This is a genomic window from Pseudomonas sp. BIGb0558 (assembly GCF_024807515.1).
GTDB lineage: Bacteria > Pseudomonadota > Gammaproteobacteria > Pseudomonadales > Pseudomonadaceae > Aquipseudomonas > Aquipseudomonas yamanorum_A.
Map to the genome: position 1 here is coordinate 60,654 of NZ_JANUEW010000006.1, position 14,389 is coordinate 75,042.

At 58.2% G+C, this 14,389-nt stretch carries 15 protein-coding genes and 1 tRNA gene; 4 read left to right on the forward strand and 12 right to left on the reverse strand.

The annotated features are described in order from the left end of the window. Positions 1-6 precede the first annotated feature (6 nt). From iscA to trmJ, 6 genes are all read right to left on the reverse strand, one after another. Entirely contained in the window at positions 7-330 is a 324-nt protein-coding gene (gene iscA, locus M2400_RS10665) for an iron-sulfur cluster assembly protein IscA (RefSeq protein ID WP_003209680.1), read from the reverse strand. 27 nt (positions 331-357) lie between these two features. Next, positions 358-744, reverse strand: coding sequence for a Fe-S cluster assembly scaffold IscU (gene iscU, locus M2400_RS10670; protein ID WP_003209682.1), 387 nt, complete (start codon positions 742-744; stop codon positions 358-360). A gap of 102 nt (positions 745-846) precedes the next feature. Beyond that, the gene (locus M2400_RS10675) at positions 847-2,061 is read right to left on the reverse strand and encodes an IscS subfamily cysteine desulfurase (protein WP_008438290.1); all 1,215 of its coding nucleotides are present in this window, start codon (positions 2,059-2,061) and stop codon (positions 847-849) included. 50 nt (positions 2,062-2,111) lie between these two features. Then, positions 2,112-2,603 (reverse strand): Fe-S cluster assembly transcriptional regulator IscR, encoded by a 492-nt coding sequence (gene iscR, locus M2400_RS10680; RefSeq protein ID WP_003210305.1) that lies wholly within the window; start codon positions 2,601-2,603, stop codon positions 2,112-2,114. A 299-nt stretch (positions 2,604-2,902) separates the two neighbouring features. Further along, complete coding sequence (cysE, locus tag M2400_RS10685; protein WP_177114798.1) at positions 2,903-3,685, reverse strand: serine O-acetyltransferase; 783 nt, start codon at positions 3,683-3,685, stop codon at positions 2,903-2,905. 2 nt (positions 3,686-3,687) lie between these two features. Beyond that, complete coding sequence (trmJ, locus tag M2400_RS10690) at positions 3,688-4,458, reverse strand: tRNA (cytosine(32)/uridine(32)-2'-O)-methyltransferase TrmJ (RefSeq protein WP_003210307.1); 771 nt, start codon at positions 4,456-4,458, stop codon at positions 3,688-3,690. A 145-nt stretch (positions 4,459-4,603) separates the two neighbouring features. Here trmJ and suhB point away from each other — a divergent pair, with 145 nt between their 5' ends. Then, the gene (gene suhB / locus M2400_RS10695) at positions 4,604-5,419 is read left to right on the forward strand and encodes an inositol-phosphate phosphatase (protein ID WP_003175971.1); all 816 of its coding nucleotides are present in this window, start codon (positions 4,604-4,606) and stop codon (positions 5,417-5,419) included. Between the two features lie 51 nt (positions 5,420-5,470). Here suhB and M2400_RS10700 read toward each other — a convergent pair whose 3' ends face one another. The 6 genes from M2400_RS10700 to queA all read right to left on the reverse strand — a co-directional run bounded on the left by M2400_RS10700 (position 5,471) and on the right by queA (position 11,550). Next, the gene (locus M2400_RS10700) at positions 5,471-6,019 is read right to left on the reverse strand and encodes a glycine zipper 2TM domain-containing protein (protein WP_003210309.1); all 549 of its coding nucleotides are present in this window, start codon (positions 6,017-6,019) and stop codon (positions 5,471-5,473) included. A 123-nt stretch (positions 6,020-6,142) separates the two neighbouring features. After that, positions 6,143-7,057 carry a protein translocase subunit SecF gene (gene secF / locus M2400_RS10705; protein ID WP_003210311.1) on the reverse strand — a complete coding sequence of 305 codons (915 nt, stop codon included), beginning with the start codon at positions 7,055-7,057 and terminating at the stop codon, positions 6,143-6,145. Positions 7,058-7,066: 9 nt separating this feature from the next. Continuing rightward, positions 7,067-8,935 carry a protein translocase subunit SecD gene (secD, locus tag M2400_RS10710; RefSeq protein WP_010176872.1) on the reverse strand — a complete coding sequence of 623 codons (1,869 nt, stop codon included), beginning with the start codon at positions 8,933-8,935 and terminating at the stop codon, positions 7,067-7,069. A 62-nt stretch (positions 8,936-8,997) separates the two neighbouring features. Further along, complete coding sequence (gene yajC, locus M2400_RS10715; protein WP_076017553.1) at positions 8,998-9,336, reverse strand: preprotein translocase subunit YajC; 339 nt, start codon at positions 9,334-9,336, stop codon at positions 8,998-9,000. Between the two features lie 43 nt (positions 9,337-9,379). Beyond that, entirely contained in the window at positions 9,380-10,495 is a 1,116-nt protein-coding gene (gene tgt, locus M2400_RS10720) for a tRNA guanosine(34) transglycosylase Tgt (RefSeq protein WP_010176873.1), read from the reverse strand. Positions 10,496-10,500: 5 nt separating this feature from the next. Then, positions 10,501-11,550, reverse strand: a complete 1,050-nt coding sequence (gene queA, locus M2400_RS10725; protein WP_177047065.1) for a tRNA preQ1(34) S-adenosylmethionine ribosyltransferase-isomerase QueA — start codon at positions 11,548-11,550, stop codon at positions 10,501-10,503. Between the two features lie 108 nt (positions 11,551-11,658). Here queA and M2400_RS10730 point away from each other — a divergent pair. From M2400_RS10730 to M2400_RS10740, 3 genes are all read left to right on the forward strand, one after another. Then, positions 11,659-11,743, forward strand: a tRNA-Leu gene (locus M2400_RS10730). Positions 11,744-11,908: 165 nt separating this feature from the next. Beyond that, a complete protein-coding gene (locus tag M2400_RS10735) occupies positions 11,909-13,150 on the forward strand; it encodes a tyrosine-type recombinase/integrase (RefSeq protein ID WP_259196295.1) in 1,242 nt (413 codons plus the stop codon). A gap of 246 nt (positions 13,151-13,396) precedes the next feature. After that, the gene (locus M2400_RS10740; RefSeq protein WP_112196683.1) at positions 13,397-14,341 is read left to right on the forward strand and encodes a hypothetical protein; all 945 of its coding nucleotides are present in this window, start codon (positions 13,397-13,399) and stop codon (positions 14,339-14,341) included. The last annotated feature ends 48 nt before the right edge of the window (positions 14,342-14,389 follow it).

The following is a 14,389-nucleotide window of genomic DNA, read 5'->3' on the forward strand; positions in this document are numbered from 1 at the left end:
TCAGCCTCAGATGTTGAAGCTTTCGCCGCAGCCACATTCACCGCGTACGTTGGGGTTGTTGAACTTGAAGCCTTCGTTCAACCCTTCCTTGACGAAATCGAGTTCGGTGCCGTCCAGGTAGGTCAGGCTTTTCGGGTCGATGATCACTTTCTCGCCGTGACTTTCGAACACCTGATCTTCCTCAACCACCTCGTCGACGAACTCCAGCACGTAGGCAAGGCCGGAACAGCCCGTGGTGCGAACACCCAGACGAATCCCCTCACCTTTGCCGCGCCCATTCAGGGAACGGCGAATGTGCTGCGCAGCCGCTTCTGTCATGCTGATAGCCATCGTGACTCCTTACTCGTCGCCAAATGCTTAGATCAAGCCTTTCTTCTGCTTGTAGTCGCGAACAGCCGCCTTGATGGCGTCTTCTGCGAGTACCGAGCAGTGGATTTTCACTGGCGGCAGGGCCAGTTCTTCGGCCAGCTGGGTGTTGCTGATAGTCACAGCCTCATCCAGAGTCTTGCCTTTCATCCATTCGGTCGCCAGGGAGCTGGAGGCGATGGCCGAACCGCAACCGTAAGTCTTGAACTTGGCGTCTTCGATAACGCCAGCTTCGTTGACCTTGATCTGCAGACGCATAACGTCGCCGCACGCCGGAGCGCCGACCATACCGGTGCCGACATCAGGGTCTTCCGCGTTCATCTTGCCGACGTTGCGCGGGTTTTCGTAGTGGTCGATGACCTTTTCGCTGTAAGCCATGGTACTGAATCCTCACTCATCAGGGCCGCTCTGGAACCCTGTAAACACGCCTGCGTTTTCCGCCACGTCTTTACAGAGCCTTTTGGGTGGCGGCTTCTATATTTAGTGTGCCGCCCACTCGATCTTGGAAATGTCGACACCGTCCTTGTACATGTCCCACAGCGGGGACAAGGTACGCAGCTTGGTGACGGCCTCGCAGACTTTCTGCGCGGCGTAGTCGACTTCTTCTTCGGTGGTGAAACGGCCGAACGTAAAGCGGATCGAGCTGTGAGCCAGTTCGTCGTTGCGGCCCAGGGCGCGCAGGACATAGGACGGCTCAAGGGAAGCCGAGGTGCAGGCCGAACCGGACGAAACCGCCAGATCCTTGAGCGCCATGATCAGCGACTCGCCTTCGACGTAGTTGAAGCTCAAATTCAGGTTGTGCGGTACACGGGCGGTCATGCTGCCGTTGATGTACAGCTCTTCAAGGTGCTCGACCTGCTTGTAGAAGCGATCGCTCAGGGCCTTGATGCGCACGTTTTCGGCAGCCATGTCTTCCTTGGCTACACGGAATGCTTCGCCGATGCCGACGATCTGGTGGGTCGCCAGGGTGCCCGAACGCATGCCGCGCTCGTGACCGCCGCCGTGCATGGTGGCTTCGATACGCACGCGTGGCTTGCGGCTCACGTAGAGCGCGCCAATGCCTTTAGGGCCGTAGGTCTTGTGGGCAGAGAACGACATCAGGTCGACCTTCAGTTTCGACAGGTCGATGTCGACCTTGCCGGTGGACTGAGCGGCGTCGACGTGCAGCAACACGCCCTTGGAGCGGGTCAACTCGCCGATGGCGGCGATGTCGTTGATGGTGCCGATTTCGTTGTTCACGTGGATCACGGAAACCAGGATGGTGTCTTCACGCATCGCGGCTTCGATCATCGCCGGGGTCACGATACCGTCGGTGGTTGGCTCGAGGTAGGTGACCTCAAAACCTTCACGTTCCAGTTGGCGCATGGTGTCGAGGACAGCCTTGTGCTCAATCTTGGTGGTGATCAGGTGTTTGCCTTTGGTCGCGTAGAAATGCGCCGCACCCTTGATTGCCAGGTTGTCGGACTCGGTGGCACCGGAGGTCCAGACGATTTCACGTGGGTCGGCATTCACCAGGTCAGCGACCTGGCGACGAGCGTTTTCCACGGCCTCTTCAGCTTTCCAGCCGAACACATGGGAACGGGACGCCGGGTTGCCGAAGTTTCCGTCAACCAGCAGGCATTCGCTCATCTTTTGCGCGACACGCGGATCAACCGGGGTGGTCGCTGAGTAATCAAGGTAAATCGGCAATTTCATGGACTTTCTCCTAAATCAGGCTGGCTGGCGTGCCGTTAGCTCTTCGGCTGTCACTCGACGGCGGACGCTTCAATCTTGTCCAGACGCGGCGCCTTTGTATTGCAACGGCGCTGGTCCTGACGCTGGGCTACTTCTTGTACCTCACGGCGAGTCACAAGATCAGCCAAGCTGATACCACTCAAAAACTCATGGATCTGCAGGCTCAGGTCACACCACAAGTGGTGCGTCAGGCAGGTGTCGCCGGCGTGGCAATCACCCAGGCCCTGGCATTTGGTGGCATCGACGGATTCGTTCACCGCGTCGATCACCTGGGCTACCTGGATGCCCTGCATGTCGCGGGACAGTTGATAGCCACCGCCTGGACCACGAACACTGGAAACCAGATTGCTGCGGCGCAATTTGGCGAACAACTGCTCGAGGTAGGACAAGGAAATGCCTTGGCGCTCGGAGATATCGGCCAGGGACACCGGCCCATTTTGCGCGTGCAAGGCCAGGTCAAGCATGGCGGTCACCGCGTATCGGCCTTTTGTAGTCAGTCTCATGGACAAGTACCAAGGTGTTTCAGAATGGGAGCAAGTATGCGATTCCCGAGTATTTAAGTCAACTATAAGACCTAGTACTTTAGTCAGGAATACCCGCAAAAAGGGCGCGCGAATAATAGCAGGGCGCAGGCGGATGGAACAGCGGGAACAGGGTCAAGCCCCCAACCTCAAGACCAATGGGGCTCAAATATGGGAGCTGGCTTGCCTGCGATAGCGGTTTGCCAGCCAGCCTATCCGGCACTGACTTGCCGCCATCGCAGGCAAGCCAGCTCCCACAGAGATCGCGACCGGCTCAAGAGTCAGCCGGCTTTGGTAGCGCTTTCGCTCTTGATCTCGGCGAAGTCTTCGGTGCGCAGCTCAGGCAGGTCCTTGGCGCAGTAGTTGCTGCCGAGGTCTTTCAGGGCGCCGCACATGCCATCCAGCTTGCCATCCACCGCTTGCAGGTGGTCGAGCAACTGGCCGATGGCACGTGCCACCGGGTCGGGCATGTCTTCGCTGACGCCATAGGCATCAAAGCCAATCTTTTCGGCCATGGCCTTGCGCTTGGCTTCCTGCTCATCGCCAACTTCCGGCTTGACGATGATCCGCCCCGGAATACCGACAACCGTTGCGCCAGGCGGCACGGCCTTGGTCACCACAGCGTTGGAACCGACCTTGGCACCCGCACCGACGGTAAACGGACCGAGCACCTTGGCGCCCGCTCCTACCACCACGCCATCTTCCAGTGTCGGGTGGCGCTTGCCCTTGTTCCAAGTGGTACCGCCCAGAGTCACGCCCTGATACAGAGTCACGTCATCACCAATCTCGGCAGTTTCACCAATAACGATGCCCATGCCGTGGTCGATAAAGAAGCGGCGACCCACCTTGGCGCCCGGATGAATCTCGATCCCGGTCAACCAGCGACCAAAGTTCGACACCAGCCGAGCCAGCCATTTCCAGCCCATATTCCACAAGGCGCCGGACAGGCGATGGATCCAGATCGCGTGCATGCCCGGGTAGCAGGTCAGCACTTCAAAGGCGTTGCGCGCCGCCGGGTCACGGTGGAAAACACTCTGGATATCTTCTCGCAAACGCTCGAACATTTTTAATCCTTCCGCTTAAGAAGCTCGCCACGGGCCGCTTTCTGGGTTTCCGTGAGGATGCCACGCAATATATTCATTTCCGCCCGGCTGACCGAGCTGCGTCCGTATAGCCGGCGCAGGCGCGCCATCAAGTGCCGCGGCTTTTCCGGATCGAGAAACTCGATGGCCACCAGGGTTTGCTCCAGGTGCTCATAGAAGCGTTCCAGCTCGTCCATGGTGGCCAGTTCGCCACTCTTGGTCGATGCAACCTCGTCCTTCTCTACCTTGCTCGGCTGGCCTTCTGCAGCCAGCCAGGCCATGCGCACTTCATAACTCAACACCTGCACCGCTGCCCCGAGGTTCAGCGAACTGAATTCCGGGTCTGATGGAATGTGCACGTGATAATGACATCGCTGCAGCTCTTCATTGGTCAGGCCGGAGTCTTCACGACCGAATACCAAGGCGATTTCAGCGCCGCCGGCAGCCTCTTCCACGACCTTGGTCCCGCATTCGCGAGGATCCAGAAGTGGCCAGGGGATGCGACGGTCGCGAGCGCTGGTGCCGAGCACCAGATTGCAGCCAACCAGGGCGTCTTCCAAAGTGGCGACGACCTGGGCTTTTTCGAGGATGTCATTGGCGCCAGACGCGCGGGCATCGGCCTCGTGGTGCGGAAACACACGCGGCTCGACCAGCACCAGGCGCGTCAGCCCCATGTTCTTCATGGCTCGCGCCACCCCGCCGATATTGCCGGGATGACTGGTATTGACGAGGACGACACGGATGTTTTGCAGCAAGGGAGGCGCTCTCGGACACGGGAAAGGGGAGCAAATCTTACAGAACAGCCTAAGGTTATGCCATGAAAGGTAACGTCGTCCTTCACCTGAAGAAAGTTTCTGCTAGAATGCTCGGCTTTCTTTAACAACCTTAGGTGACACATCCATGCAGCCCATGCTGAATATCGCGCTGCGCGCCGCCCGCAGCGCCAGTGAATTGATCTTCCGCTCCATCGAGCGCCTGGATACCATCAAGGTCGACGAAAAAGACGCCAAGGATTACGTATCCGAGGTGGATCGCGCCGCCGAGCAGAAAATCATCGACGCGCTGCGCAAGGCCTACCCTACCCACGGCATCCTCGGTGAAGAAACCGGCCTGCACAAAGGTAGCGGCGAAGGCGAAGACTACCTGTGGATCATCGACCCACTGGATGGCACCACCAACTTCCTGCGCGGCATCCCGCACTTTGCCGTGAGCATTGCCTGCAAATACCGTGGCCGCCTGGAACACGCCGTTGTGCTGGACCCGGTTCGCCAGGAAGAATTCACTGCAAGCCGTGGCCGTGGCGCCCAACTGAACGGTCGCCGCCTGCGTGTCAGCGGTCGTACCAGCCTCGACGGCGCCCTGCTGGGTACCGGCTTCCCGTTCCGTGACGACCAGATGGACAACCTGGAAAACTACCTGGGCATGTTCCGCGCCCTGGTTGGCCAGACCGCCGGCATCCGCCGCGCCGGTGCAGCCAGCCTGGACCTGGCCTATGTGGCTGCCGGTCGTTTTGATGCGTTCTGGGAGTCGGGCCTGTCCGAGTGGGACATGGCGGCAGGCGCACTGCTGATTCAAGAAGCCGGCGGCCTGGTGAGCGACTTCACCGGTGGTCACGACTTCCTTGAGAAAGGCCACGTGGTTGCTGGCAACACCAAATGCTTCAAGGCAGTACTGACGGCGATCCAGCCGCACCTGCCGGCTTCGCTGAAGCGCTAAGCGAGCGAGCACAAAAAAGCACCCCTAGGGGTGCTTTTTTTATACCTGAAATTACTGCTGCGGCTGGTTCTGACCAATAACCAGACGCCCTTCCTTGTCGACCGGGATCTGGTTACCTGGATCGCGATCCATGCGCACAGAGCCTTCCTTGCCGTCCAGGGTGTAACGCACGTCGTACCCGACAACCTTGTCGCTGATGTCGTTAACGGTGTTACAACGGGTTTGCGTGGTGGTGTAGGTATCGCGGTTCTGCATACCTTCCTGAACCTTGTTACCGGCATAACCACCACCGACCGCACCGGCCACCGTGGCCAGCTTCTTGCCATTACCGCCGCCGACCTGGTTACCCAATAGGCCGCCCGCCAGCGCACCGACCACCGTACCGACGATCTGATGCTGATCCTGCACAGGCTTCTGCCGGGTTACCGCAACGTCCTTGCAGACCTCACGCGGGGTTTTAATCTGGGTTTTCACCGGCTGCACCGCCAGCACTTGCGCATACTCAGGGCCGCTTTTTACCAGGCTGTAGGTGGCAACAGCACCCCCGGCAGTCACACCGACAGCACCCAATACCGCACCAACCAGTAACGACTTGTTCACGTGAACCTCCTGACCATCACAAACGGACCGAACGATCCGCGCTATACCCAGCCTTGGAGCAAAAAAAAAGGCGCGAGTTCAATACTCGCGCCTTATTTGTAACAGCAGATCAACAATCGCCCATCAAGGGCGGTCGTCGACCTCCTTGCCGGTGCTGGCAGGAGGGATCAGGTCTTCGCTGTTGAGGTTCAGCCAGATCAGTACCACGTTGGCGATGTAGATCGACGAGTAGGTACCCGCCAGTACGCCGATGAACAGCGACAGCGAGAAGCCCCACAGGTTGTCGCCACCGAACACCATCAGTGCGGCAATCGCCAGCAAGGTGGAGATCGAGGTCGCCATGGTGCGCAGCAGGGTCTGGGTGGTGGAGATGTTGATGTTCTCGATCAACGTCGCCTTGCGCAGTACCCGGAAGTTCTCACGAACCCGGTCGAATACCACGATAGTGTCGTTGAGGGAGTAACCAATGATCGCCAGCACCGCCGCCAATACCGTCAGGTCGAAGGTGATCTGGAAGTAGGCCAGGATGCCCACGGTCACGATCACGTCGTGGATCAGCGACACAATGGCGCCGACACCGAACTTCCACTGAAAGCGGAAAGCCAGGTAGATCATGATGCCGACCAGCGCCATCAGCATGCCGAGGCCGCCCTGGTCGCGCAGCTCTTCACCCACTTGCGGGCCCACGAACTCGACGCGCTTGACCGACGCCGGGTTGTCACCGCCGACCTTCTGCAAGGCCTCGGCTACCTGGTGACCCAGTTGCGGGTCTTCGCCGGGCATCCGCACCAGCAGGTCGGTGGTTGCACCAAAGCTCTGCACGATGGCTTCGTGATAGCCGGCCTTGACCAGCTCGTTGCGCACCAGGCTAACGTCGGCCGGCTTCTCGTAGGTCAGCTCGATGAGCGTACCGCCAGTGAAGTCCAGACCGTAGTTCAGGCCCTTATGGAACCAGCTGAACAACGCCAGAACGGTAAGGAGCATGGTGAAGCCGAACGCAACGTTGCGAACGCCCATGAAGTTGATTGTACGTAACATGGCAGCCCCTTAAATCCACAACTTCTTGAAGTCACGTCCGCCAAAGATCAGGTTGACCATTGCGCGGGTCACCATGATGGCCGTGAACATCGAGGTAAAGATACCGAGGGACATGGTCACCGCAAAACCTTTGACCGGGCCGGTGCCCATGGCAAAGAGAATCCCGCCGACCAACAGAGTGGTCAGGTTGGAATCGAGGATCGCGGTAAATGCCCGGCCGAAGCCTTCGTTGATTGCCCGTTGCACGGTCATGCCCGCCGCGATCTCTTCACGAATCCGCGAGAAGATCAGTACGTTGGCGTCCACCGCCATACCCATGGTGAGTACGATACCGGCGATACCCGGCAGGGTCAGCGTTGCACCCAGCAGCGACATCAGGGCCAGCAGCATCACCATGTTGCCCGCCAGCGCGACGGTGGCGATGATGCCGAAGAAGCGGTAGATGGCGATGATGAACAGGGAAACGAACAGCATGCCCCACAGCGCAGCGTCGATACCCTTGGTGATGTTGTCAGCACCCAGGCTCGGGCCGATGGTGCGTTCTTCAGCGAAGTACATCGGAGCCGCCAGGCCACCGGCACGCAGCAGCAGCGCCAGTTCGGACGACTCACCCTGGCCGTTCAGGCCAGTGATGCGGAATTGAGCACCCAGCGGCGACTGGATGGTCGCGAGGCTGATGATCTTCTTCTCTTCTTTGAAGGTTTGTACCGGTACGTCTTTCTCGACGCCGTCGACCACTTGCTTGGTGTAGGTGGTGACAGGACGCTGTTCGATGAAGATCACCGCCATGCTGCGACCGACGTTGCTGCGGGTTGCGCGGCTCATCAGTTCGCCGCCGTGGCCATCCAGGCGGATGTTCACTTCAGGCGTACCGTGCTCGCCGAAACCGGCCTTGGCGTCGGTCACCTGGTCACCGGTGATGATCAAGCCACGCTCGATCAGTGCAGGTGGACGGTTGCCTTCACGGAACTCGAATTCTTCGGCAGTGGCGCGGGTAGCACCCGGCTCAGCTGCCAGACGGAATTCCAGGTTGGCTGTTTTACCCAGGATACGCTTGGCTTCAGCAGTGTCCTGCACGCCCGGCAGTTCAACCACGATGCGGTTGGCACCCTGGCGCTGAACGATCGGCTCGGCCACACCCAGCTCGTTGACGCGGTTACGTACCGTGGTCAAGTTCTGCTTGATGGAGTATTCACGGATTTCCGCCAGCTTGGCCGGGGTCATCGCCAGACGCAGTACCGCCTGACCATTGAGGTCGGCCGGAACAATGTCGAAATCGTTGAAGTTCTTGCGGATCAGTGCACGGGCCTGTTCGCGGGTTGCTTCGTCAGCAAAGCCCAGCTGGATGGCGCCGTTGAGCTGCGGCAGGCTGCGATAACGCAGGCGCTCTTTACGCAGCAGGCTCTTCACATCGCCTTCGTAGACTTTCAGGCGAGCGTCGAGGGCCTTGTCCATGTCCACTTCCAGCAGGAAGTGCACACCACCGGACAAGTCCAGACCCAGCTTCATCGGGTGTGCGCCAATCGCGCGCAGCCATTTTGGCGTGGTCTGAGCCAGGTTCAGCGCGACGACGTAGTCATCACCCATGACCTTGCGCACAACATCTTTGGCCGGCAATTGGTCTTCTTGCTTGGTCAGGCGCAACAAGCCGCCCTTCGCATCAGCAGCCAAACTTGCCGCTTTAACCTGGATACCCGCGTCGGTGAGCGCTTTGCTCGCACGGTCCAGATCAGCCTGATTGACCTGCAGCGCAGTGCTGGCGCCAGTGATCTGGATCGCCGGGTCATCAGGATAGAGATTGGGAGCGGAATAAATAAAACCGATCGCCAGCACCGCCAGGATCAGTACGTATTTCCACAGAGGGTATTTGTTCAGCATCACGCCGCCCGCTTATAACGCGGGGCGCCTTGCGCGCCCCGTCGATTGGTAAAGGTTGTTACTCAGATCGCTTTGAGCGTGCCTTTTGGCAGCGTGGCGGCGATGGCGCCCTTCTGGAACTTCATTTCTACGGTGTCGGAGACTTCCAGAACCACGAAAGCGTCGGACACTTTGGTGATTTTGCCGGCGATGCCGCCGGTGGTCACGACTTCGTCACCTTTCTGCAAGCTGCCCAGCAGGTTCTTCTGCTCTTTGGCGCGCTTGGCCTGTGGACGCCAGATCATCAGGTAGAAGATGACCAGGAAGCCGACCAGGAAAATCCACTCAAAACCACCGCCCAACGGGCCGGCAGCGGCCGGTGCAGCGGCATCAGCCATGGCATTAGAGATAAAAAAGCTCATTTAGCACTCCAGTTGCAAATAGTGAATCTTAGGGTCGGAAAACTCAGTCCAAGGGCGGCACAGGCAGCCCGCGCTTGGCATAGAAGGCATCGACGAAGGCGGCCAATGTACCCTGTTGAATAGCCTCGCGCAAACCAGCCATCAGGACTTGGTAGTGACGCAAATTGTGGATGGTATTCAACATGCTACCCAGCATTTCCCCGCACTTGTCCAGATGATGCAGATAAGCGCGCGAGAAGTTCTGGCAGGTGTAGCAATCACAGGTGGGATCCAGCGGCGATTCATCATGGCGATGGAACGCGTTACGGATCTTCAGCACGCCTGTATCGATGAACAGATGCCCATTGCGGGCATTACGGGTTGGCATCACGCAATCGAACATGTCCACACCGCGGCGCACACCCTCTACGAGATCTTCCGGTTTGCCAACGCCCATAAGGTAACGAGGTTTGTCAGCCGGCATCAGGCCCGGCAGGTAGTCCAGCACCTTGATCATCTCGTGCTTGGGCTCGCCCACCGACAGACCGCCGATGGCCAGGCCGTCGAAGCCGATCTTGTCGAGGCCTTCCAGGGAGCGCTTGCGTAAGCTTTCATGCATGCCGCCCTGCACGATACCGAACAGTGCAGCGGTGTTATCGCCATGGGCATTCTTCGAACGCTGGGCCCAACGCAACGACAGCTCCATCGAGACCCGTGCCACATCTTCATCGGCCGGGTACGGCGTGCATTCGTCGAAAATCATCACGATGTCGGAGCCCAGGTCGCGCTGGACCTGCATCGACTCTTCCGGCCCCATGAACACCTTGGCGCCGTCCACCGGGGAGGCGAAGGTCACACCCTCCTCCTTGATCTTGCGCATGGCGCCCAGGCTGAACACCTGGAAACCACCGGAGTCGGTCAGGATCGGGCCTTTCCACTGCATGAAGTCGTGCAGGTCACCGTGCTTCTTGATCACTTCGGTGCCCGGGCGTAGCCACAGGTGGAAGGTGTTGCCCAGGATGATCTCGGCGCCGGTGGCAACGATATCCCGTGGCAGCATGCCTTTTACGGTGCCGTAGGTACCGACCGGCATAAAGGCCGGGGTCTCGACGGTACCGCGAGGGAACGTCAAACGGCCGCGGCGAGCTTTACCATCCGTGGCCAGCAATTCAAACGACATACGACTCATGATTGTTCCTCTGGGCCGCGCGGCGCCGGATTACGGGTGATAAACATCGCATCACCGTAGCTGAAAAAACGGTATCCATGCTCGATGGCGGCTTTATAGGCGGCCATGGCTTCGGGATAACCCGCGAAGGCCGACACCAGCATCAACAGCGTGGATTCCGGCAAATGGAAATTGGTGACCAGGCAATCGACCACATGGAACGGCCGGCCCGGGTAGATAAAGATATCGGTGTCGCCACTGAACGGCTTGAGCACGCCATCGCGCGCCGCGCTTTCCAGCGAACGCACGCTGGTGGTACCGACCGCCACCACACGTCCGCCGCGCGCCTTGCACGCATTGACCGCATCCACCACTTCCTGGCTGACTTCCAGCCATTCGCTGTGCATGTGATGGTCTTCGATGTTATCCACACGCACCGGCTGAAACGTGCCGGCCCCCACGTGCAGGGTCACAAAGGCCGACTCGATACCCTTGGCGGCAATCGCATCCAGCAGCGGCTGATCGAAATGCAGCCCCGCCGTCGGTGCAGCCACCGCGCCCAGGCGCTCGGAATACACCGTCTGATAGCGCTCTCGGTCCGAGTCTTCGTCCGGGCGGTCTATATAAGGAGGCAACGGCATGTGGCCGACACGCTCAAGAAGTGGCAACACTTCCTCGGCAAACCCAAGCTCGAACAACGCATCGTGACGGGCGAGCATCTCAGCTTCGCCACCGCCATCGATAAGGATCTTCGAACCCGGTTTCGGCGACTTGCTGGAGCGCACATGGGCCAGCACGCGATGGCTGTCCAGCACCCGCTCCACCAGAATTTCCAGCTTGCCGCCGGACGCTTTCTGGCCGAAAAGGCGAGCCGGAATCACCCGGGTATTGTTGAAAACCATCAAGTCGCCCGGGCGTAAATGCTCAAGCAAATCAGTGAATTGACGGTGTGCGAGGGCACCACTGACCCCGTCCAGGGTCAGCAGTCGACTGGCGCGACGCTCGGCCAAAGGATGGCGAGCGATCAGCGAATCAGGGAGCTCAAAAGTAAAGTCAGCAACGCGCATGATGGGGTTCGTCTAGCAGGGCCGGGAAGTCTAGCGGAAATAGTGAAAATTGACCATGAAACGTGATTGACCAACGGTAATCTCATCTCTATACTTCGCCGCCATTGAGCCCTGATGGCGGAATTGGTAGACGCGGCGGATTCAAAATCCGTTTTCGAAAGGAGTGGGAGTTCGAGTCTCCCTCGGGGCACCATATAGCAGTATCTGAAAGTCTCTACCAGACTCTCAGACCCAGAAAAACCGGCCACTTGAGCCGGTTTTTTTGTGTCTGGCTTTCTACCTCTGTATCCCCTTATCCGTTGTATCCCTGTATCCCTGCTTGTATCCTGAGAAAAATACCGAACTTTGGGATACAAGGATGAAGCGCGCAGATATCAAGCGCCGCCCTCTCGCAGACACGACGCTTGCAGGGCTGGAGCCGGAGTCAAAGGAATACCGGGAGCTAGACGGAAACGGCCTCTACTTCAGGGTCAAACCTGATGGTGGTAAATCCTGGCAGCTACGCTACAAACGTCCGGCGGGCAATTGGGCTTGGATGGGGCTCGGGGGTTACCCAGAGGTCAGTGGTGCGCTGGCAAGAGAGAAAGCTGCCGATCTACGCAAAGTGGTGAGTAGCGGCGCCGATCCCCTTGAGCAGAAACGATCCGCTAAAGCTGCAATCGATGCGGCCAAGGCTCGAACGTTTCGAGTTGCTGCTGAAGCTTGGCTCAAGGCCAAAGAAGAAAAGGGCCTCGCAACCTCTACCCTTCACAAAATCCGCACCTACCTCGACAAGGACATACTCCCGGCATTGGGAGATAAGCCCCTCGACGAAATCACCCGCACCGACTGTGCAGATCTCCAGGCATCCCTCGAAGCTAGAGACGCTCACAACGTGGCAGAAAAGTGCCGCACCTGGATCAACCAAATCTTCGGCCGAGCGATTGGTTTAGGACTCACCGAAAACGATCCGGGCAGCCGCCTTCGCGACATTGCCGCCCAGGCGCCCAAGACTCAGCAGCATCCACACTTGCTGGAGCCTGAACTCGCTGAGTTTCTCCAAGCACTCAAAAACACTCCGAGCAGACTGACGGCACGTACCGCCGCATGGCTTTGTATCTGGACGGCATCCCGCCCAGGCATGGTCCGCTTGGCTGAATGGAAAGAGTTCGACCTTGAGAAGGCCATTTGGACGACGCCTGCTGCCAAGATGAAGATGCGCCGGGATTTTGTATGCCCCCTTCCCCACCAAGCCGTTACAGCACTGAGGGACCTGCACTGTTTAACGGGACGGAGTCGCTGGCTTTTCCCCGGCGTCGGAGCAAAGAACCCAACCATCAGCGAAAACACAATCAACAAAGTCTTCGCTACCATCGGCTACAAAGGGCGTCTAGTAGGACACGGTACTCGACACACCGCGAGCACGTTACTTCGAGAACATGGCTGGCCGAAGGAACATGTTGAAGCGCAGTTGGCTCACAAAGAGGAAGGCATCTCGGGGGTATACAACAAGGCCCAATACTTTGAGCAACGCGTAAAAATGATGCAATGGTACGCCGATCACCTTGATTCCCTAGAGGCCGGAAATGTAGTGCAAGGTCAATTTGGGAAGGCCGTGTGAAGCCGTTAACCCTATACCCCCTCAAAAATCGTGTTACGGGTGTTACCCGTGTTACGCATATCAATAACCCATTGTATTTATTGAAAATACTCAGCGTTACACGCGCTGCAAAACTTCTGAGCACCACGTGTTACATCGAGCAGTCGTGTTACAGAAAGGCCACACTCTCAACCCTGCTGGCATCAGCGTTTCCATCTGCGAATCGCTGTAACAGCCTACCGGCTTCGGGGCGGAGGGGAGATCTAAATGGACTTTGAGCGGGACATCGAGGCAGAAGAGCTTGAACTTGAAATCGCAGGCTTCGACGTAACGTGCCTGGTGTGGGATCAGGACGACGTCGAGGCAGCCGTTCGCAATCTTGTGCTGTTTCCGCAATTCAACGAACACTTCAATGATGCCTTCGATCTGATCAACACCGCTACGTCGTTCTGGCTTGAGGAGGGCTCCTACGCTCCGTGTGCAGAGTCGGTAACAAGAACCCTTTATCGACTTCGCGATCCCATTAGCGAGCATGCCAGTTATGCAGAGGCGGGCTCATTGCCCAATGTCATTCGACGGTTTCTTGGGGTTAGTCATTCCGCAGCAGACTCACAGCTTGCGGCGACCTTTGCACTGATAATGGGAACGCAGGCTGTGGAGACGCTTGCAAATTGGCTGTTCGACCTTGAGCTCACCACTTACGGTATTGATGCAGACCTGATAGAGCAGCTGAAACATGACTCACCCCGCCGGTACCTTGCCCTGATCGAAAAAGAGCGGGACCGCAGCAGCGGAAACGAGATCAGGGCACGAGAAGAATTCGCGACATTGCTAGGCGAGGCGAATCAGGCGCTACTGATGGCGAGTCTTTATCGCCAGGTGGAGCAGATGGATGTGTTTAAAAAAGGCTTCAACACATCAAACCTGATGCATCGAATTCTCGACGATGCCTTGTCGACAAAGGCGACGAGAAGGGGCCAGGAAGCAGGTAATGGGAACCGAAACCCCAGCTCCGCGATACAGACCTTGGCTATGGACAGGCGAGCAAAAATCAAGGCGGCTGCTGAGCAAATCATTAACGGCCGGAGAAGTGAAAAGCGCAGTCTGACCGATGCTGAACTGACCAATCTGCTTTTCGACCAGGCGGGCCACGGCACGAAAAAAACCATTCGAGAGCACTTGATCAGTCTGGGCCTTAGACCTCTGAAATAAAAGGGAGAAGACACAGTCCACTCCCCCTCCCCTGCGTAGCGTATGACC

What these genes read in the sequence shown, in the direction of transcription:
- iscA (WP_003209680.1), bottom strand. Translation starts at nt 330, where the DNA reads ATGGCTATCAGCATGACAGAAGCGGCTGCGCAGCACATTCGCCGTTCC.
- iscU (WP_003209682.1), bottom strand. Translation starts at nt 744, where the DNA reads ATGGCTTACAGCGAAAAGGTCATCGACCACTACGAAAACCCGCGCAAC.
- M2400_RS10675 (WP_008438290.1), bottom strand. Translation starts at nt 2,061, where the DNA reads ATGAAATTGCCGATTTACCTTGATTACTCAGCGACCACCCCGGTTGAT.
- iscR (WP_003210305.1), bottom strand. Translation starts at nt 2,603, where the DNA reads ATGAGACTGACTACAAAAGGCCGATACGCGGTGACCGCCATGCTTGAC.
- cysE (WP_177114798.1), bottom strand. Translation starts at nt 3,685, where the DNA reads ATGTTCGAGCGTTTGCGAGAAGATATCCAGAGTGTTTTCCACCGTGAC.
- suhB (WP_003175971.1), top strand. Translation starts at nt 4,604, where the DNA reads ATGCAGCCCATGCTGAATATCGCGCTGCGCGCCGCCCGCAGCGCCAGT.
- secF (WP_003210311.1), bottom strand. Translation starts at nt 7,057, where the DNA reads ATGTTACGTACAATCAACTTCATGGGCGTTCGCAACGTTGCGTTCGGC.
- secD (WP_010176872.1), bottom strand. Translation starts at nt 8,935, where the DNA reads ATGCTGAACAAATACCCTCTGTGGAAATACGTACTGATCCTGGCGGTG.
- yajC (WP_076017553.1), bottom strand. Translation starts at nt 9,336, where the DNA reads ATGAGCTTTTTTATCTCTAATGCCATGGCTGATGCCGCTGCACCGGCC.
- tgt (WP_010176873.1), bottom strand. Translation starts at nt 10,495, where the DNA reads ATGTCGTTTGAATTGCTGGCCACGGATGGTAAAGCTCGCCGCGGCCGT.
- queA (WP_177047065.1), bottom strand. Translation starts at nt 11,550, where the DNA reads ATGCGCGTTGCTGACTTTACTTTTGAGCTCCCTGATTCGCTGATCGCT.
- M2400_RS10735 (WP_259196295.1), top strand. Translation starts at nt 11,909, where the DNA reads ATGAAGCGCGCAGATATCAAGCGCCGCCCTCTCGCAGACACGACGCTT.
- M2400_RS10740 (WP_112196683.1), top strand. Translation starts at nt 13,397, where the DNA reads ATGGACTTTGAGCGGGACATCGAGGCAGAAGAGCTTGAACTTGAAATC.